This window comes from Halomonas sp. AOP7-B1-5 (genome assembly GCF_052353045.1).
Classification (GTDB): Bacteria; Pseudomonadota; Gammaproteobacteria; order Pseudomonadales; family Halomonadaceae; genus Vreelandella; species Vreelandella colorata.
Genome location: NZ_JBQTDC010000005.1, coordinates 147,733 through 166,687, shown reverse-complemented (window position 1 = coordinate 166,687; position 18,955 = coordinate 147,733). Strand labels below are relative to the sequence as shown.

Genomic DNA, 18,955 nt, shown 5'->3' with positions numbered 1-18,955 from the left:
GTTAAAGGGGCGAGCCGGGAGCGCCGGAAAGCGCTTCAATTTGATGTTTGACGCCAACGGCATCTTCCACATCAAGTTGAAAGGCGATCCCGGTGCCTGAGGTCTCATCGAACTCGCCCACGCGAGCAATGGATTCTAGAATATGGCGACTAATATGCTCTTCCGCCAAAAAAAGCAGCATATCGCGCTGAGCCGTAATCTCCATACCGAAAATGCCTCGGGCTTTTTCCAGGCCTTCGCCCCGGGCATTGTTGATGACGGTCGCTCCCGTGGCGCCAGCGTCACGTGCCGCCTTTAAAAGAGCGTCGGTTCTTTCATCTTCGACCAGTGCCACAATCAATTTAAAGCGCATTGTTGTCTTCTCTTGGCATTTGCTGAGGTTTTTTCTTAGGTTTACATTTACTGGCCCACTGTGCGATCTGGGCGTACCCCATAACGCTAATGATGGGAAATAGACAGGCCAGTGCGATCATTCCAAATCCGTCCATTAGAGGGCTTCGTCCTGGGATGGAGGATGCCAAACCGAGCCCTAGCGCAGCAATAATGGGCACGGTAATGGTAGAGGTAGTGACCCCGCCTGAATCAAAGGCCAGCGGAATAATGGAGCGCGGTGAGCGAAGCGTTTGAATAATCACCAGTAGGTAAGCCGCAAAGATAAACCAATGTAACGGCCAGCCCATCACGATTCGCCAGGCGCCTAGCGTAATGCCGAGTGCCATACCCAGCGAAACGGCAATACGCAGCATAAGAGGGTTAATCGTTCCGCCGGATATTTCGCCTGCCTTAATGGACACTGCAATTAACGAAGGCTCAGCAAGTGTGGTGCTGGCACCAATGGTAAACGCGAATACATAGACCCAAAAGTAATCACGCCAATGTCGCTGTGCGCCTTCTTCAAGCATGGGTAAAAAATCGGCATTGGTTAGCTGGGTGGCCATCAACTCACCCATGGGGAAAAGTGCCTGTTCAAGACCCACTAAAAAAAGTGATAGACCTATCCAGACCATCACAAAGCCCACAATAACTCGAGACAGATGTTTTATGGGCTTACGTATCACCCCGTATTGAAAGCCAAAGATTACCGCCACAATGGGCAGTATATCCAGCAGCGTATCCCATAGCGTGCCCCATAAGTTCATAAGGCCACACCGGGGAGAAAAGGTAAGCCAATAATGCTAAACAGCAGCACAAAAATAATCGGCATCACCGACGCAAAAGCAATCAAGCCAAAACCGTCCAGCATAGGGCTGCGGCCCTTAATGGATGACGCCAAACCTACACCTAGCGCGGTTACCAGCGGCACGGTAATGGTTGATGTAGTGACGCCGCCGGAGTCGTAGGCGATACCCACTATTTCTGCAGGCACTAATAGTGTTAATAAAAGTACGATCACGTAGCCGCTGATAATCATTAAGTGCAGCGGCCAGCCTTTGAAAATCCGTAGTACGCCTACAACCACGGCACTACCCACGGAAGCAGCCACCACCATACGTAAGCTTGACGCAAACATCTGGCGGGCAGCATCGGTGTGATTGATAAGACCGCCTTCGGCGACAACGTTAGCAGCCTGATTGGCAACGGCTATCAGGGCGGGTTCGGCAACTGTTGAGCCAAACCCTAGGGCAAAGGCAAATAGCAGAAGCCACACAAGAGACCCTTTGGTGACAAATGCGCGCGCTAAACTTTCGCCTACCGGAAATAGACCGAACTCAAGCCCTTTGATAAAAAGCGTCAGCCCAATAACAACACATATTAGACCCGTTAGCAGGTCAGCCAGGTCAAGTGTTGAGGGTAGAGGTTGGCGGAGAACTACCAGCTGAAAAAAAGCCATGACCAATACTACTGGGGCCAGGTCACGCAGGCTTTCACGCATTTGCCTTACAAGCGATACGACTATTTCCATGCTTCATCAGGCCGAGGGTAGTGTGTTAATGGGAGGTGATAGAAAGAATAACGGTTTTCCTCGTATAAAATTTTGATCTTACGCAAATGCTCGTTCTTTAAACTCAGAAACTGCCAAACAAGGTACCCAAGGTAATCACGCTGATAAGTGCGATCACGGGTAGCACTATCGTGACCATCGCAACGTTGGCATAAGACTGACGATGAGTGAGACCACAAATAGCCAGCAGGGTGATTACCGCGCCGGAATGGGGCAGGGTATCCATACCGCCTGCGGCTATTGAAGCCACACGGTGCATTAGCTCAGGATTAATACCCGCTTCCTGGGCCATTGCTAGGTACTCACTGCCTAGGGTTTGCAGAGCAATTGAAAGGCCGCCTGATGAGGATCCGGTAATCCCCGCCAGTACGCTCATGGCAAGCGCCTCGGAAATTAACGGATTATTGGGTGATACGTTAAGCACCGCATCACGAATAATTGCAAAGCCGGCAAGGCTTGCGATCACGGCGCCATAGCCGACTTCTGAAGCTGTATTAAAAATCGGTAACAGCGACCCCATGACGCCTCTATTGATGGTGTCTTTTAAATCCAGCCAATATTTCCAGCGCGTAATGATCAGCCAGGCCGATGCGCTTAACAGCGCAATTAGAATCGCCCAGAGCCCGGTCTGAGCGTCTGGCGATACATTTTCGAAGGCCTCACTGATAAAGCTTAAATCCAGCGATGGAAAAATGCCGTAGGTAAACAGGGCGTTGAGGCCAATAACCATTATCAAAGGAATTATTGCGAGTGCCAGGGGCATCGTGATGGGCGTTGCGTCGGCGTTATCCGTGCTTGTTTCACGCTCTTTATGAGTGCCGTAGCCTTCACCGTTGGCAGCCGCTTTTTTTACGCGGGACTGTATGTAGGTAGTACCCAATCCTAGCATAATAAGCCCCGCAATAATCCCAAGCCCCGGCGCGGCAAAACTATTGGTTTCAAAAAAGGGGATAGGAATCGCATTTTGAATGGCGGGGGTCCCCGGCAGGGCCGTCATGGTAAAGGTGAAGGATCCCAGAGCAATACTGGCCGGAATTAAGCGTTTGGGAACATTGGCTTGGCGAAACAGCTCGCGGCTGATGGGGTAAATGGCAAACGCCACTACGAACAATGAAACGCCGCCGTAGGTAAGTAGGGCGCAGGCAAGCACCACCGTGAGCACAACGTGGTGGGTGTCCAGCTTGCTGACGATACCGTGGGAGATGGACTGCGCCGCGCCGGAGTCCGCCATCAATTGACCAAACAGTGCGCCCAGCAAGAATAGCGGAAAGAACTGCATAACGTAGTTCCCCAGCGCCTGCATAAACGTGTCGGTATAGATCGGCAGTAAAAATGCACCGTCACCGGATAACAGTACCGCAAGTGATGCCATTAACGGCGCAAGTAAGAGAACCGAAATACCTCGATAGGCCAGGAACATCAATAACAGCAGAGAAACAGCAATCGCCAACGTGCCCATGTTCTTTGCTCCAGAGAAATATAAATTAGTAATATTAAATAAGCGCCAAGGTTTGGATACTAGGCAGTATGTTGCAAAGCAGCAATGGTAGGGGGACTAAAGTAGTAGCGCCATATGTAAGCGCAGGCGTTTAGAAATAACGCAATGGATGCTTTTTGTAAGCGAACGATCTGCTAAAATTTGCCCCCTTCGATATTAGGCTATGTATCAAACCGCTGGCTCATTAGTGCGCCGCAAGGCGTTCGCTTGCTTTTCGTACACGTCCTGATCACTTTGTCATCGCTCTGGAACTCTTCATGAATGCAGTGATACTTGCAGTACTCGTTATGGTAGTACTGTCGCTTTTACGTGTGTCTGTTGTCTTTGCCTTGGTTTTAGGCGCCTTGGTTGGGGGCTTGGTGGGCGGCCTTACGCTTGATCAAACCCTGGAGGCGTTTAACAACGGGGTCGGCGGGGGCGCTCAAGTGGCGCTGGCCTATGCCACGCTGGGCGCTTTTGCCGTGGCAATCTCGCGCTCTGGGTTGCCAGACATGCTGGCGAATCGATTGATTACCATGCTGGGTAAAGAGACGACGATAAAGCATCAGGCGCGCGTTAAAATGCTGCTCCTCACTGCCGTGTTACTGGTGGCGATTTCATCGCAAAATGCGATCCCCGTGCATATCGCCTTTATTCCGGTTTTAATTCCGCCGCTGTTAACCGTCATGAATCGCCTCCAGCTAGACCGTCGTGCGGTAGCCTGCGCGCTGACCTTTGGCTTAACCGCGCCTTATATGCTGCTGCCGGTCGGGTTTGGGGCTATTTTCCTTAACGATATTCTGCTGGCGAATTTAAACAGCGCAGGTGCCCCCCTGGGTCTGGAAATTACCCGTGCCATGGTGCCTATGGCCATGGCGATACCTGTGGGCGGCATGGCCATTGGGCTTTTAGTGGCTTTGTTCTTTAGCTATCGCGGTGGCCGCGAGTATTCCAGCAAAGATCTGGCGATGAGCAACGCGCAGCACGTAAATACGCCTGCCAAACCGCATAAGTTAGGCTTGATAATGTCCGGTGTGGCAATTGTGGCGGCACTGGGGTTACAGCTTTACAGCGGTTCGATGATTTTAGGCGGTTTGGTTGGCATCGGCCTGCTATCCATCGGCGGGATTTTTAAATGGCGTGAAGCCGACGACCTGTTCACCAGCGGTATGCGGATGATGGCGCTGATCGGATTTATCATGATTTCGGCGGCTGGCTTTGCCGAAGTAATGAAGTCGACCGGTGATATTGATGCTTTGGTTGCGGGAGCTTTTGAGATATTTGGTGATAACCGCGGCGTCGCAGCGCTGGTAATGCTGCTGGTGGGCCTATTCATCACTCTGGGCATCGGCTCTTCTTTTTCAACGATCCCGATTATTGCCGCGATCTTTGTACCCCTGGCCGTACAGTTTGGATTTTCGCCCTTGGCGACGGTCGTGCTAGTGGGAACCGCAGCCGCCCTGGGGGATGCTGGTTCACCCGCTTCTGACTCAACCCTTGGGCCAACGGCTGGCTTAAATGTCGATGGGCAGCATGACCATATATGGGATAGCGTGGTGCCGACGTTTTTGCATTACAATCTGCCGCTGATTGTCTTTGGCTGGCTGGCGGCCATGACGCTTTAATCGTCATGCTGTAGCTACCAAGCAGTGCTAAAAAAGAAGCTCTTAAAAAAATTCTTAAAATAGTTCTTAAAAAATAGTTCTTAAAAAAATTAGCACCGAAAAATAACGTCATAAAAACGGCAGCCAGTGGCTGCCGTTTTTATGTAAGCGGTTGTGGCTATTTAGGCAAATGGGCTTCGAAGGCGCTAAGTAATCCACGCAGCAGTGAAAGCTCTTTACGGCTGGGCTGGGCGCGAGAAAAAAGGGCTTGAAGCTGTTCTTCGGTGCGTGCATGCGGTTGGGTAAGAAAGCCGCTTTGCTGCATTAAACGGCCCAGATGATCCTGGAAATGCACAAATTGTTCGCGGCTGGGCGGGGTAGCTTCAAGGGGGCGCTGGTAGCTAAAGTCACTCGCATCACGTTTTCGCCAAGCGCGATGGGTCTCATAGGCCAGAATTTGAACGGCTTGAGAAAGATTTAAGATACCGTACTCAGGGTTGGCCGGGATACTTACTTGGTGGGTACAGCAGCGTATCTCGTCGTTGGTTAAGCCTGAGCGCTCACGACCAAATACCAGGGCAACCGGCGCGTTGGTCGCGTTCGAGATGACCTGCTCGGCCATATCATCGGGTTCGTCGAAGTGGGGCAGCGGCAGGCTGCGCAGCCGCGCGCTGGCACCTACTACCTGCACGCAGTCTTGCACAGCATCTTCGAGGCTAGTAACCACTAGCGCTTTTTCCAGAACATCCGTTGCACCTGCCGCTAGCCGCGTTGCTTCTTCATCAGGAAAGCAACGAGGATTAACCAGTACAAGGTTGGTTAGTCCCATGGTTTTCATGGCGCGCGCGGCGGCGCCAATGTTGCCAGGGTGGAAGGTTTGCACAAGCACGATGCGTATATTGGAAAGCACGGTAATAACGACCTAAAAGCTGCCTAATAAAGGCGCTGATGGTAGCACGCTTTCATAATGAGTGGCGTGTGTGAATCGCTCACGCCGGGCTGCCGCTAAACGACAAAAACCCCGCACAAGGCGGGGTTTTTGATGACGCTAAATGTCAGAGCGATAGGCTCAGAGGGGCATGTCGGGTAGCAGCGGTGCATTACTGCACCGCCGCCCCCTAAGAACCGTACGTGCGAGTTTCCCCGCATACGGCTCAAGCCTTTATAAGCCTCTTAAGTGAAAGGCCGGCGACACTGTTCTCCTGTTGAGCGTGCCACTGACGATGACAGTTAGGATGCAGCAACACCAAGTTACTCAGCTCGTCACCACCACCTTTATGCCGTTCCACCACGTGGTGAACATTCCACCCAGTTTCCCAGGTGATAACACTACGGCACATCGGGCAGCGTTTACCTTGCCGAGTCCAGAGCGTTTGCAGTTTCTTACGACCTTTCGTCGACGCCTTCCAAGAACGCTCCAGCCTGTCCTCAAAATATTGCTCGTCTCTAGGGTCATAAGGGTTCGCTTCCGCCCTGATCTTGGTATGTCGCACAATTGGGATATCCTTACTGCTCAACAACCTCACTGGCTTGCCGGGCAATAAGGTGCTTTGGAAAACCCAGTTCTCGCTTTTGACTGAGTGAAAATACTTCTTTTTCACCCAGCGTTTTTGACGATTACCGTGACGCCGACAGCTCCAGCGCCACAAGAGTTTCCAAACACGGTAGTCAACATAGCCAAATGTCTCCTTGGCCACGACATGACGATGATAGTTAGCCCAACCGAGTAGGACTGGATTGAGCTGCTTTATCAATATGTCTTGTCGTGACGTACGGTTCACTTTGACGATGTCCTTGATTTTGCTCAGGTGTCTTTGCAGGTTCTTACGGCTAGGCTTAATCAACAGCTTACCGTTGTACTTCCGCAGGTTCTGCCCAAGAAAATCAAATCCTTCTGTAATGTGCGTGACCAAGGTTTTGCTGGTCGACAATGTTAGTCCGCGCTCTGCCATGAAGGCAGTAACGACAGGTAGAACATCATTTTCTAACAGCTCTTTTGAGATGCCAGTAATGATGAAATCATCGGCGTATCGCACATAATTAACTTTGGTCTTGTAGCTGGCTTTGGTATTTTTCTTCCCAAAATGGGATTCCAACACTTTTTCCAGCCCATCAAGCGCCAAGTTGGCTAATACCGGAGAGATAATCCCACCCTGAGGTGTTCCTGCCTCTGTCGGATACAGTTGTCTGGACTCCATGAATCCCGCTTTCAGCCACATCTTGAGCACGTGCTTGTCCATAGGGACTTTAGCTAGTAGCCAGTCGTGACTGATATTGTCAAAGCACCCCTTGATATCGCCTTCCAGCACCCATTCAGCAGAGTGCTTACGGCTCAAATTGACAAAGCATTGCTCTATCGCATCGGCCGTTGAGCGCCAGGGACGAAATCCATAGCTATTACGATCAGCTACCGTTTCCGAAACTGGTTCGAGCGCCAGCAAATATAGTGCTTGCATGGCTCGATCCCGCATCGTAGGTATCCCTAGTGGGCGGCGTGAGCCGTCCGTTTTGGGAATATAGACACGGCGTAATGGGGCCGGGCGATAGCCCTTCCTTTTTAGCCTGCCTAACGCCAACCACTTGGCTTGTGGAGTGCTCCACAATTCACCATCAACACCGGGCGTTTTCTTGCCCCGGTTTTCAGTGACACGTCTAACGGCCAATGTTCTGGCCGCAAACGAGTGGGTAAGTAGTCGTTGCAGGGCTTTCACCTTGCGCCAACGTTTTTCCCTAGTCGCCTTCGCGATCCGCACTTGTAGCCCTCTCACCTGCCTATTAACGACAGACCAATCAATGGTGTGCCAGCTTTCGGGCGGGTGGGAGAACGCAGGTACTTGGTTAAAGTCAGTACTCATCTTGCTATCCTCCGAAATGCCGATAGGACGACCCTCGGAGAACAAATACATTAGTCCCTTGCGGGAGTGTATTTGCTCCCGCAAGGGTATTGGTAAGGCTCTGGAAGAGCCTATACCTTTATCGTCATGTCTGCATGAAGAGCGCTTTACAGCACTATCACACGATTAAAGACCAGTTGGACGTGGGCCCCGTTTCCGGTAGAGGAACGTTTAACCTCTTATCCATCCCATTACAGGATGGCATTCGCTTTTTCCAACATCCTAAGCCTGCACCTCCTACAGCATCGATTGCTCTTTGCCTGCCCAAGAAGGGCGGAGATACAGGGTTTCCGAGTTCCGTGTCGATGACATGAGTCACTTAGGTTCTGCCAATACACCGAAGGCTGAATAGCAACGTATCCCTAGATGTAAGAGGGATAGCTAGCCTTATACCTTTTGGTCAGAGCGCATCAGTAGCTTGCGCTCATTGCGGCTGACGGTGCTTTTTAGCAGTTCACATAAGTTAACCATATGACTCAGCCTAGCCTCTCAACCGCCTGCTACTGGCGGTATCCTTGATCCACCTCACGATGAAATTCAAGCCCGTATGGGGAGTACATTGTCAGGAAGCTTCGAACCCCGCCGTTACCAGCGACGCACTATCCCTAGACTACCGTTGGTTGCACAACGGGTTCCTCTCGCTATCTTGACCAAGTTACTTTTGGACAAGAAAACGTGGAACAATCATCAGACACAGCTTCACACCGGCAGGTGCTTAGCTTTCTTTTAAACGTAGGTATCCCCGTTGCATCACAGCTTGAAATTTAAAGCTGCTTCAACGTGTATCCTTCATAGGAGGGGTACAGGCTTAAGCCAATACTCGCGATCGAATACTCCATTAAGGAGTCCCGATACCCGAGCTGGTGTTCAGCCCGGATATCGGGTTTATAGAATGCTATTTTCTGCTGGAAAAGGGGCACTTACCTATTTAAAGTAAGTGCTCCCAGAGGACGTAACCCAGCCAGGCTAGCTACCTGCGCGACTCTCGTCGCACTACATCATGCCGCCCATTCCACCCATTCCACCCATGCCACCCATATCCGGCGCGGCTTCTTTCTCTTCTGGGTCATCAGCGATCATGCACTCAGTTGTGATCATCAGACCAGCAACAGAGCCCGCAGACTGCAGTGCAGTACGGGTTACTTTCGCCGGGTCAAGAACACCCATTTCGAACAGGTCGCCGTACTCACCCGTTTGAGCGTTGTAGCCGAAGTTGCCTTCGCCATCTTTAACGCGGTTGATAACCACAGCCGCTTCTTCACCAGCGTTGGTTACGATCTGACGCAGCGGAGACTGCATAGCGCGCAGCGCCATGTTGATACCGTGGTTCTGGTCTTCGTTTTCGCCAGTCAAGCCTTGTACTTTGGCCATTACGCGAACCAGTGCGGTGCCGCCGCCAGGTACAACGCCTTCTTCTACGGCTGCACGAGTAGAATGCAGCGCGTCTTCAACGCGAGCTTTCTTCTCTTTCATTTCGACTTCGGTAGCCGCACCAACGCGGATAACGGCAACGCCGCCTGCCAGTTTGGCAACGCGCTCTTGCAGCTTCTCTTTGTCGTAATCAGAAGAAGTGTCTTCGATCTGCGCACGGATCTGGTTAACACGTGCTTCGATATCGTTTTCTACACCGGCGCCATCAATGATGGTGGTATTTTCTTTAGACATCGTCATGCGCTTAGCAGTACCCAGGTGATCCAGGTTCGCTTGCTCAAGCGTCAGGCCGACTTCTTCAGAAATAACGGTACCGTTAGTCAGGATAGCGATATCCTGCAGCATGGCTTTACGACGGTCGCCGAAGCCAGGTGCCTTGGCAGCGGCTACTTTAACGATGCCGCGCATGTTGTTTACAACCAACGTCGCCAGTGCTTCGCCTTCGATATCTTCAGCGATGATGGCAAGCGGTTTGCCTTGCTTGGCAACAGCTTCCAGAACCGGCAGCAGTTCGCGAATGTTGGAGATCTTCTTATCCACGAGCAGGATGTAAGGATCTTCCAGTTCAACCGCCATGGTGTCCTGGTTGGTCACGAAGTAGGGCGAGAGGTAGCCGCGATCAAACTGCATACCTTCAACGACTTCCAGCTCGTCTTCAAAGCCACGGCCTTCGTCGACAGTGATAACGCCTTCTTTACCAACTTTTTCCATCGCTTCAGCGATGATTTCACCGATGCGCTTGTCGCCGTTGGCAGAGATAGTGCCTACCTGAGCAATCGACTTGGTGTCGGTGCAGGGTACAGACATTGCCTGAATTTCTTTAACCGCTGCAGTGACTGCTTGGTCAATGCCGCGCTTAAGATCCATCGGGTTCATGCCAGCAGTAACGCCTTTCAGGCCTTCTGCAACAATGGCTTGAGCCAGTACGGTGGCTGTAGTGGTACCGTCGCCAGCTGCGTCAGAAGTTTTGGAAGCAACTTCTTTAACCATTTGTGCGCCCATGTTTTCGAACTTGTCTTTTAGTTCGATCTCTTTGGCAACCGACACACCGTCTTTAGTAACGGTCGGCGCACCAAAGGATTTGTCGAGCACAACGTTACGGCCTTTGGGGCCCAGGGTAACTTTTACCGCGTTGGCGAGAACGTCAACGCCGCGAGCCATACGTTTACGTGCGTCATCAGAAAACTTAACTTGTTTAGCTGCCATGTTCGTTACTTCCTAAAATCGAATTATAAAAGGTGAAAGTAAGTAGTTGAGGCGATGATTAGCCTTCAACGACCGCCAGGATGTCGGCTTCGCTCATGATCAAGACTTCTTCGCCGTCGATTTTTTGCTTCTCAACGCCAAAGCCATCTTTGAAAATTACGCTGTCGCCAACTTTAACGTCTAGCGGACGTACTTCGCCGTTATCGAGAATGCGACCGTTGCCTACTGCAAGAACTTCGCCACGCGTGGGCTTTTCTTGTGCATTGCCTGGAAGCACGATGCCACCAGCAGTTTTCTGTTCTTCTTCCACGCGGCGAACTACGACGCGATCGTGCAAAGGACGGATTTTCATGCTCACGTTCTCCTGAGTATCGTCAAGGCCCTAATAGGGCAGATAGCTAAAACAAGATTCTCGAGGGCATTACCACGAGAAATGAAGGTTCACAACCTTCGTTGTTAATGGTGGCAACGTAACCGTCACCACCGAGCCTGTATGCTGGTTCAAAAAGTGGGGGCTTCAAAAGCCCTTTCAAGGGGCAGCGATGAAAAAAGCGCCTTTTATTTGATTTTTTTATATTAATCGACGCTAGCGACGCCGGGAGCCATCATCGCGACTAATAAAATCACCTTCCAGCGGCCCCGTTTCATTGAAAGCACCAGTTTTATCGCCATTACCTCCATGATAGGAAGTACGTTGCTGGCGATGTGTTTTAGGTTGATCGTTTTGCCCGCTATAGAGGCTGGTTTTCAAGCCAAGCCACATTAGGGCTTTATACATAAGCTGCCGTGCGTTCGGCAGCAGACAGGCGATTCCCACTATGTCGGATAAGAAACCTGGCGCCATCAGAAGGGCGCCGCCGAAAATAAGCGCCGCGCCCGTTAGCAGTTCATTGGACGGGATTTCACCTGCCTGCATGCGTTGACGGGCGCGGGCAAACGTAGACACACCTTCTTTGCGAATTAGGTGTAGCCCAATGACGCCCGTCGCTAAAACAAGCAACAGGGTGGTGAGTAGGCCTATTTGGCTGCCGATTGAAAACAACAGTATGAAATCGAGTAAGGTAAATAAAGAGATGAATACAAGAATTGGCATGACCGGCTCCGTAACAGGCGTAATCGATCATTATTGTGTCATAAGTGCAAAAAACAAGCGTCTTCTCGTTATGTTTATTGATTCGCAATGCACGCCTGAGACTCAGTGTTAATGGGCTGTTGATGAAAGCTGAGGTAGAGTTATTTTACAAACCAATGGGTAAGGAGAGAAGCATGCAATTAGCCGGTAAGGTGATCGCTATTACGGGAGGTGCTCGGGGGCTAGGCTTTTCAATAGCACAGCGTTTAGGCCAGCAAGGGGCAGCACTTGCTTTGCTGGATATGAGTGCTGAAGCGTTAGATCGGGCGGTATCAGAGCTTAAGCGAGATGGTATTCAGTCGGAAGCATTTGTCGTGAATGTCGCTGAGGAGGCTTCGGTCATTGCGGCGTTTGGTGATATTGCGAAACGCATGGGGCCTATTAGCGGTTGTGTTAACAATGCAGGTATTACTGATGATGCTCTGCTGGTAAAAGCCACTGATGGTCATGTAGAAAAACGCATGTCATTTGAGACTTGGCAACGGGTTCTTAATGTTAACTTGACCGGTGTGTTCCTATGTGGCCGTGAGGCGGCGACCCAGATCATTGAAGCGGGGCACGAGGGCGTTATCGTTAATATCTCAAGCATTTCACGAGCCGGCAATGCGGGGCAGAGTAACTATGCAGCGGCTAAAGCGGGCGTTCACGCGCTGACGGTGACGTGGGGTAAGGAGCTGGCTCGCTATGGTATTCGCACTGGTACCGTGGCGCCGGGTTTTGTCGAAACTGATATGACGGCGGCCATGCGCCCCGACATGTTGGAAAGAATCTCATCAAGCGTACCGTTGAGGCGCTTGGGAGAGCCTGATGATATTGCCAAAAGTGTCGCGTTTATTTTTGATAACGACTATTTCAGTGCGCGGATTATCGAATGTGACGGCGGCTTGCGGCTGTAATTCTATTTGAAAAAAACGCTAAGACCGCGAGCCGGGCTTACGCCCTCGGCTCGCTTTAAGCGTTTATTACAAAATCAGCTAGCTATAAGTCAGGTAATTAGAAACAAGGTAATTGAAAAACCAAGGGGACTAGAAGCCAAAATAGTCACGATTTATTTCACGCTGAAAGTACATTTCCAGGCGTAGCGTCATTGCCCAGCGAGGGTCGTAGCTAACTTCGCGTTGAAAGTGCAGCTCTGGAATGACATCGGCAAATAAAATGCCTTTATGGACATCGCGGCGATAACGGGTTTGTAAATAGTAGTTCGTTATGCGCGGATTAGAGACGCTTTCGCCAATGGCAATAGCTGAATAGCGCAGCGCACTACGCTTATTGAGCCGTTGGTTAAGCTCGGCAATTTCGCTGTACTCTAGCGTATCTTCTTCTTCTCGCCACTGAACGTTAGTGATAAAGCGCAGGTGGCGATTTTCAGAAAGAGGGCGGCCAATATCCCACTCGGTGCGCGCGGAGTAACCTTCATTGTTAAACCACGAAAGGCGGTTAAACGATTCCAGCTGCCAGGGGCCGTCACCGATATCCCAGAGCCGTTCGCTGGTAAAGCGTACGTAAGGATCTAGAGGCAGGCGTAAGCGAACACCCGCACCAATCCGGTTACTCCAGTTTTCGCGTTTATCCCGGCTTTCAAGCCAGTCCAGCCCAAATGTCGAGTTACGACGGTCGCGCTGGTCGTTATACAGGCGGCCAGAGCCTTGATCGGCCAAGGTTCCTTGTGACTCTTCCGGATCGCTTTCAATGACTAGGCGTAAACGCTCTTCGGTAGTGGGTAGGTCGATCCGATAACGTACGCTGACGTCGCCGCCCACACCCTCTCCTTCCATCCAGTCAATCTCTTGGCCCAGGCGCAAGTAGGACTCGTTATTAACGGAGTTGTTATAGTATTCCCCACCAAAAAATGAATCAATGTTGCGTGATGTATTGTCCACCCAGTTGCCAACACGGGCACGAAACGGCTCAACTTGCTCTTCGGCCCAATCGGGTAAGTCACTAGTTTCTTCCTCGGCGTAAGCCTGAGAAGTGACAAGCGTTAAAGTGCCTAGGCATAGCAAGGCAAAAAACTGTTTCATGTAATTATCTCGAATGATCGTTTTTAAAATTATATGAAGCGCTAGCTTAGGCTTAGGAAGCTTTGTGTATTTCTATATCCTTTGCCCACTTTAGCACGCGTTTACGATCGCGTCGGCTGTTCATGCGGTGAGTATCCACGCTGGAGGGGATGAGTTGGCCAACAGGCTCGGCGGATAGATTCAAATGAAAACGCCGTGAAGCGCCAATCGGCATATCTTCTGAGCCGTAGATGGCGATAACACGTATCTCAAGCAGCAGCTCCTGCTGTTTGATGACTTCTTCATCCAAGTCCCAATACTGGGTTAGTCGTTTGATGATCGATTCAAAGGACTGGATGTGAATGTAATCACCTGAGCTAAGCGGTCCTTGGTGCGTGCGGTAATCTACCTCTTCATCTTCATCGCCCTGTTGCTGATATTCAACGATATCAAGCTGGTAGCTTTGCTCCTTGGTATGCAGAACCGCAACAAGATGCTGAACGTAAATGGCTTCGTTGCTCATACTGCTAACTAAGCAAAGCGCATCCAAGCCTATTCCTTTACCTCGGTTAATAATAATCCGAGGCCGACGTTGGCGCGCATAGCCGCCATAAAGCAATTGAGCATAAAAAACCCAAACAAATAAGGTGAGGATGCTGCTAGCAGCGGAGATTGCCTGTGCGTGCTCGTTGAGCCATTCCATAATTGAGATCCTTCTCAAGGCAAGATGCCGAATTGCAAAACACTAACGTTGCTAAAAGGTTAGCAGAAGTTAGCTAAAGGGGGAGGTGGTGAATAGGGGTGAAAAAACCATAAAAAAATCGGTAAGCATATGCTTACCGATTGATAGGAATATAATAAAAATGAGATAACTAACTAAAATTGGTGCGGATGGGGAGACTCGAACTCCCACACCTTACGGCACTAGAACCTAAATCTAGCGTGTCTACCAATTCCACCACATCCGCAGAAGACGAGACGTATATTATCAAATTTATGGATAATGTCAACGCTTTAAACAACATAGTTGTCAGGCATTGCTCAACTAAGGAGCTGTATGGGGTTAATGAAAGGGTGGCAACGGGTGCATCGAGGGTTGCAAGAAGCCCTGCCGGGATATTGTGCCTTTTGCCTGATGCCCGCCCACGATGGTGTGGGGTGGTGTCGCGACTGTTTGGCTGAGCTGCCTTGGAATACGCTTTGCTGCACACGGTGTGGCGAACCACTACGCCAACCGGCGCAATCGCTATGCGGTCACTGCCTGATGGAACCACCGCCTATCAAACGTGCTCATGTGAGCCTGCTCTATCAGTCCTCGATTAAAGAGCTTATGCATGATTTTAAATTTAATGCATCGCCTCGAGCGGGGATGCTTCTGGTGGAGTTGATGTTAGTGAATAAGCCCGATCTTTTGGGTTCTGCGTTACTGCCTGTGCCAATGCACCATCAGCGGGCGCGAGAGAGAGGGTTTAATCAGGCGTACTGGCTAGCAGAGCAGCTAGCCAGACGGACAGGCCTTGAACTGCTCAATGCTGAGTGTCACAAGCTAGTAGCTTCGCAACGTACGCTAAACCGACAGGAGCGAGCGGCTAATCTACGTGGCGCTTTCAGCATAAAAGGGCCGCTTCCCGCGCATATAACTCTGATTGACGATGTTGTCACAACCGGGGCCACTACCAACGCACTGGCAAGGGTTGCCCAAAAGGCTGGTGCAATGCATGTAGACATCTGGGCTGTTGCCAGAACGCCGCTAGGCAATAGTTGATAAGATAGGCGTTTGGTTACTCAGGAGCGATTTATGTCACATCTTTTCAGTGCACTGTCGCCTGATACGGTCATGTCGGCGGCCGAATCTGTCGATATTTGGCCAGCCGGCGAGCCTTTTGCGCTTAATAGCTATGAAAACCGTGTATTGATGTTTCGTGATGATGAAGCACGAAGCTGGGTGATAAAGTTTTATCGTCCCGAGCGCTGGTCGGATGCCGCTATTCAAGAAGAGCATGATTTTTTACAGGAGCTTGATAAAGCGGGGGTGCCGGTAGTGGCGCCTTGGCGCAATAGTGAAGGGCAGTCGTTGCATCGCTACGCCGGTTTTCGTTTTACGCTTTTTCGTCAATGTGCAGGTCAGGCACCGGAGCTCGATAACCCCGCGCATCTTTATGCGCTGGGCGAAGTGTTAGGGCGGCTGCATAAAGTATCGCACCGCAAAGCTTTTCAGCATCGCCCTCAACTAGTGCTTGAAAGCGGAATAGAAAATGCCCGCCAGCGGGTCGTTCAGAGCCAGTGGCTGAGTCAATTCCAGCAGCGTGCTTATCAGTCGGTGGTTGAAAAAATGCAGCGGCTGCTGGCATCTAAAGCGCTCGATTCCGCTTCGTTAATGCGTTGCCATGGTGATTGCCACTTGGGCAACGTGCTGGGGCGGGATGAGCAATTTACCTTAGTTGATTTTGATGACTGCCTGATGGCGCCCGCCATTCAGGACATCTGGATGTTGCTGCCGACCGACGACCCCGACGGCTGGCGAGCACAGCTTAATGAAATCAGTGAAGGGTATGAGGAGTCGCAGCCGTTTCCTCATGATCAGATGTCGTTAATTGAACCATTAAGGGCCTATCGATTGATTCGGCATAGTGCTTGGCTGGTGTCGCGCTGGGGCGATCCTGCGTTTCCACGGGCTTTTCCCTGGATGGCCGAAAGCGGTTACTGGGATCAGCACATTCGTCAGCTAGAGCAGCAGTGTTTGCAGCTTGAGCGTCCTATATGGCTGGCTTAAGCATTTATTTAAAAGCTCCAGACAGCTTAAGAGCGGCGTAATTACCGTTTTAAAAGTCGTTGCCATCTGCCACATAGCGATTAGGTGCGTTAAAATAATTTGATAACGCGTTTTTTTAATACTTATATTAATTTGCATTAGCTTTTTACTGACTTCATATTGCATAACTTATGAATAAAGGGCTTAGGCACTGCTTAGGATGCTTGGCTTGTCGATGGAGTTGCCACGATGAGCAGTTGCATCGAGTAGACAGGCACCGTTTTAGTGAGACTTGATATGACCGATGACATCGCCCAGCATTATCGCCAAATTATTACTGCTCTTGGTGAAGATCCTGATCGTGAAGGGCTGCGGGATACGCCTAAGCGCGCAGCTAAGGCCATGCAGTTTTTAAACGCAGGCTATCAGCAATCGCTCGAAGAAATCATTAACGGAGCGGTTTTTGAATCCAAGACCGATGAGATGGTGCTGGTAAAAAATATAGAGCTTTACTCTATGTGTGAGCACCACTTATTACCCTTCATTGGTAAATGCCACATTGCCTATTTACCGGATGGCAAAGTGTTAGGGCTTTCTAAATTTGCACGTATTGTCGATATGTATGCGCGGCGTATGCAGATTCAGGAAAGTCTGACCCGTGAAATTGCCGATGCTGTCCAGCAGGTGACCGGTGCGAAAGGGGTGGCTGTCGTGGTGGAAGCGCGGCATTTGTGCATGATGATGCGTGGCGTAGAAAAGCAGAACTCAAGCATGACTTCATCGGTAATGCTGGGTGGGTTCCGTGATAACCCCGCCACGCGTCAGGAGTTTTTAACGCTGATTAATTAAGGTGGCGTTTCCATGGTCAGAGTGGCGATATTGGCCAAACACTTGGTTAATTACGTGGTTTCGTCTTAGCATGAAAGCGTAAATATGAGCCCACAGGGCCATCTTTTGGCCAGGAGTCTGTCATGGAAGCGTTAAAAGAGACACAGCTGTATAGCCCCTTTGCCTATATCGACGGCAGTTGGGTAGCCGCTGACAGTGGAGAACAAATTAACGTTATTAACCCCGCCACGGGCAAGCCGGTGGGGGACATGCCCCGCTTAGGCAAAGCGGAAACTGAGCGTGCGATTGATGCAGCCGACGCCGCTTTACCCGCATGGCGTTCGTTAACCGCGCAGGAGCGCGCTGATCTTCTACTCAAGTGGCACGATTTAATGCTTGAGCATCAGCATGATCTTGCGCTGCTGATGACGTTTGAGCAGGGCAAGCCGGTTAAAGAAGCCGAAGGTGAAATTGCCTATGCGGCGAGTTTTCTGCGCTGGTTTGCCGAAGAAGCCCGGCGCGTATACGGCGAGACCATCCCTGCCTCGAAGTCAAACCAGCGCATCATGGTTACCAAACAGCCGGTTGGCGTTGTAGGCGCGATTACCCCCTGGAATTTCCCGGCGGCGATGATTACCCGCAAGGCCGGTGCTGCTTTAGCAGCGGGTTGTACTATTGTGATCAAGCCTGCCAGTCAAACGCCGTTCTCCGCGACAGCATTAGCGCTATTGGCTGAGCGTGCAGGCATACCGCGCGGCGTCTTTAATGTGGTGCCGGGTCGCGCCGGTGAAATTGCCGAAGCGCTCACCCAGTCACCTAAAGTCCGCAAAATTACTTTCACCGGTTCCACCGAAGTGGGCCGAACGCTGATGGCGAAGGCCTCAGAGCATGTACAGAAAATCTCGCTGGAACTTGGTGGTAACGCACCGTTTATTGTTTTTGAAGATGCTGATTTAGATGCTGCCGTTGAAGGTGCGATGGCTGCCAAGTTCCGCAATGCGGGGCAAACCTGTATCTGCACTAACCGCTTTTTAGTTCAGTCCAGCGTCATTAATGCATTTTGTGAAAAGCTAGCAGTAGCCATGAACAGCGAGCTAAACGTGGGTGATGGCACGCAGCCGAATATTAATATTGGCCCGCTGATTGATGAAGATGGGGTCAAGAAAGTCAGCGAGCATGTTCAAGACGCGCTTGATAAGGGGGCTGAGCTATTGTTGGGCGGTCACCCTCATCCTCTGGGTGGCAATTTCTTCACGCCTACACTTATCAGCTTTGCAAAGGAAAACATGAAGGTGGCCCAGGAAGAGACCTTTGGTCCCTTAGCCGCTGTTTTCCCCTTTGATGATGAAGAAACCGCTATTGAAATGGCCAACGACACCCAGTATGGGCTGGCGTCTTACTTCTATTCTCGGGATCTCTCGCGAGTTTGGCGCGTTGCTGAAGCGCTGGAATATGGCATGGTCGGGATCAACACCGGCCTTATTTCCAATGCGTCGGCACCGTTTGGCGGGGTCAAAGCGTCAGGCTTAGGGCGCGAAGGCGGTCATCAAGGCTTGGAAGAGTATTTGGAAACCAAGTACCTGTGTATTGATCTTGGCTAACATGAGTAGAATATCGCAGGCTTGTTGCCGTTAAAAAAAGCCTCGCAGGCGGTGCTTGCGAGGCTTTTGTTTATCTAGCGCATTTATT

17 protein-coding genes and 1 tRNA gene are annotated in these 18,955 nt (G+C 50.9%); 6 read left to right on the top strand and 12 right to left on the bottom strand.

Going from position 1 to position 18,955, the window contains the following annotated elements; all coding sequences use genetic code 11:
- Position 1: 1 nt before the first annotated feature.
- The 4 genes from ACT3XD_RS04870 to ACT3XD_RS04855 all read right to left on the bottom strand — a co-directional run bounded on the left by ACT3XD_RS04870 (position 2) and on the right by ACT3XD_RS04855 (position 3,401).
- A complete protein-coding gene (locus ACT3XD_RS04870) occupies positions 2 to 352 on the bottom strand; it encodes a P-II family nitrogen regulator (RefSeq protein WP_192537933.1) in 351 nt (116 codons plus the stop codon).
- Complete coding sequence (gene umpB, locus ACT3XD_RS04865) at positions 342 to 1,139, bottom strand: Na,Li,K/H(+) antiporter subunit UmpB (protein WP_192537932.1); 798 nt, start codon at positions 1,137 to 1,139, stop codon at positions 342 to 344. Before umpB ends, ACT3XD_RS04870 begins: the two co-directional genes overlap by 11 nt.
- Entirely contained in the window at positions 1,136 to 1,903 is a 768-nt protein-coding gene (locus tag ACT3XD_RS04860) for a DUF1538 domain-containing protein (RefSeq protein ID WP_192537931.1), read from the bottom strand. The genes umpB and ACT3XD_RS04860 overlap by 4 nt, the downstream gene beginning before the upstream one ends.
- A gap of 103 nt (positions 1,904 to 2,006) precedes the next feature.
- Positions 2,007 to 3,401 (bottom strand): GntP family permease, encoded by a 1,395-nt coding sequence (locus ACT3XD_RS04855; RefSeq protein ID WP_192537930.1) that lies wholly within the window; start codon positions 3,399 to 3,401, stop codon positions 2,007 to 2,009.
- Positions 3,402 to 3,697: 296 nt separating this feature from the next.
- On the opposite strand from ACT3XD_RS04855, the gene ACT3XD_RS04850 reads away from it, so the two are divergent.
- Entirely contained in the window at positions 3,698 to 5,044 is a 1,347-nt protein-coding gene (locus tag ACT3XD_RS04850) for a Na+/H+ antiporter family protein (protein ID WP_192537929.1), read from the top strand.
- 157 nt (positions 5,045 to 5,201) lie between these two features.
- Here ACT3XD_RS04850 and ACT3XD_RS04845 read toward each other — a convergent pair whose 3' ends face one another.
- The 5 genes from ACT3XD_RS04845 to ACT3XD_RS04825 all read right to left on the bottom strand — a co-directional run bounded on the left by ACT3XD_RS04845 (position 5,202) and on the right by ACT3XD_RS04825 (position 11,647).
- Positions 5,202 to 5,933 carry an RNA methyltransferase gene (locus tag ACT3XD_RS04845; protein WP_192537928.1) on the bottom strand — a complete coding sequence of 244 codons (732 nt, stop codon included), beginning with the start codon at positions 5,931 to 5,933 and terminating at the stop codon, positions 5,202 to 5,204.
- Between the two features lie 244 nt (positions 5,934 to 6,177).
- Complete coding sequence (gene ltrA, locus ACT3XD_RS04840; RefSeq protein ID WP_192537927.1) at positions 6,178 to 7,878, bottom strand: group II intron reverse transcriptase/maturase; 1,701 nt, start codon at positions 7,876 to 7,878, stop codon at positions 6,178 to 6,180.
- Positions 7,879 to 8,910: 1,032 nt separating this feature from the next.
- Positions 8,911 to 10,554, bottom strand: a complete 1,644-nt coding sequence (gene groL, locus ACT3XD_RS04835; RefSeq protein WP_192537926.1) for a chaperonin GroEL — start codon at positions 10,552 to 10,554, stop codon at positions 8,911 to 8,913.
- A 58-nt stretch (positions 10,555 to 10,612) separates the two neighbouring features.
- Positions 10,613 to 10,906 carry a co-chaperone GroES gene (locus tag ACT3XD_RS04830; protein WP_018916005.1) on the bottom strand — a complete coding sequence of 98 codons (294 nt, stop codon included), beginning with the start codon at positions 10,904 to 10,906 and terminating at the stop codon, positions 10,613 to 10,615.
- A gap of 234 nt (positions 10,907 to 11,140) precedes the next feature.
- Positions 11,141 to 11,647, bottom strand: a complete 507-nt coding sequence (locus tag ACT3XD_RS04825) for an FxsA family protein (RefSeq protein WP_192537925.1) — start codon at positions 11,645 to 11,647, stop codon at positions 11,141 to 11,143.
- Between the two features lie 173 nt (positions 11,648 to 11,820).
- Here ACT3XD_RS04825 and ACT3XD_RS04820 point away from each other — a divergent pair, with 173 nt between their 5' ends.
- The gene (locus ACT3XD_RS04820; RefSeq protein ID WP_192537924.1) at positions 11,821 to 12,582 is read left to right on the top strand and encodes an SDR family NAD(P)-dependent oxidoreductase; all 762 of its coding nucleotides are present in this window, start codon (positions 11,821 to 11,823) and stop codon (positions 12,580 to 12,582) included.
- A gap of 129 nt (positions 12,583 to 12,711) precedes the next feature.
- Here ACT3XD_RS04820 and ACT3XD_RS04815 read toward each other — a convergent pair whose 3' ends face one another.
- From ACT3XD_RS04815 to ACT3XD_RS04805, 3 genes are all read right to left on the bottom strand, one after another.
- Complete coding sequence (locus ACT3XD_RS04815; protein WP_192537923.1) at positions 12,712 to 13,707, bottom strand: hypothetical protein; 996 nt, start codon at positions 13,705 to 13,707, stop codon at positions 12,712 to 12,714.
- Between the two features lie 52 nt (positions 13,708 to 13,759).
- A complete protein-coding gene (locus ACT3XD_RS04810; protein ID WP_192537922.1) occupies positions 13,760 to 14,389 on the bottom strand; it encodes a hypothetical protein in 630 nt (209 codons plus the stop codon).
- A gap of 180 nt (positions 14,390 to 14,569) precedes the next feature.
- Positions 14,570 to 14,654, bottom strand: a tRNA-Leu gene (locus ACT3XD_RS04805).
- Positions 14,655 to 14,752: 98 nt separating this feature from the next.
- Between ACT3XD_RS04805 and ACT3XD_RS04800 the strand changes: the two genes are divergently transcribed.
- The 4 genes from ACT3XD_RS04800 to ACT3XD_RS04785 all read left to right on the top strand — a co-directional run bounded on the left by ACT3XD_RS04800 (position 14,753) and on the right by ACT3XD_RS04785 (position 18,867).
- Entirely contained in the window at positions 14,753 to 15,451 is a 699-nt protein-coding gene (locus ACT3XD_RS04800) for a ComF family protein (RefSeq protein ID WP_225736133.1), read from the top strand.
- A gap of 33 nt (positions 15,452 to 15,484) precedes the next feature.
- On the top strand, positions 15,485 to 16,459 hold the full coding sequence (locus tag ACT3XD_RS04795) for a serine/threonine protein kinase (protein ID WP_192537921.1): 975 nt from the start codon (positions 15,485 to 15,487) through the stop codon (positions 16,457 to 16,459).
- A 276-nt stretch (positions 16,460 to 16,735) separates the two neighbouring features.
- Positions 16,736 to 17,287 carry a GTP cyclohydrolase I FolE gene (folE, locus tag ACT3XD_RS04790; RefSeq protein ID WP_192537920.1) on the top strand — a complete coding sequence of 184 codons (552 nt, stop codon included), beginning with the start codon at positions 16,736 to 16,738 and terminating at the stop codon, positions 17,285 to 17,287.
- A gap of 122 nt (positions 17,288 to 17,409) precedes the next feature.
- Positions 17,410 to 18,867: an NAD-dependent succinate-semialdehyde dehydrogenase gene (locus ACT3XD_RS04785; protein ID WP_192537919.1), complete on the top strand. Its 1,458-nt coding sequence runs from the start codon at positions 17,410 to 17,412 to the stop codon at positions 18,865 to 18,867.
- The last annotated feature ends 88 nt before the right edge of the window (positions 18,868 to 18,955 follow it).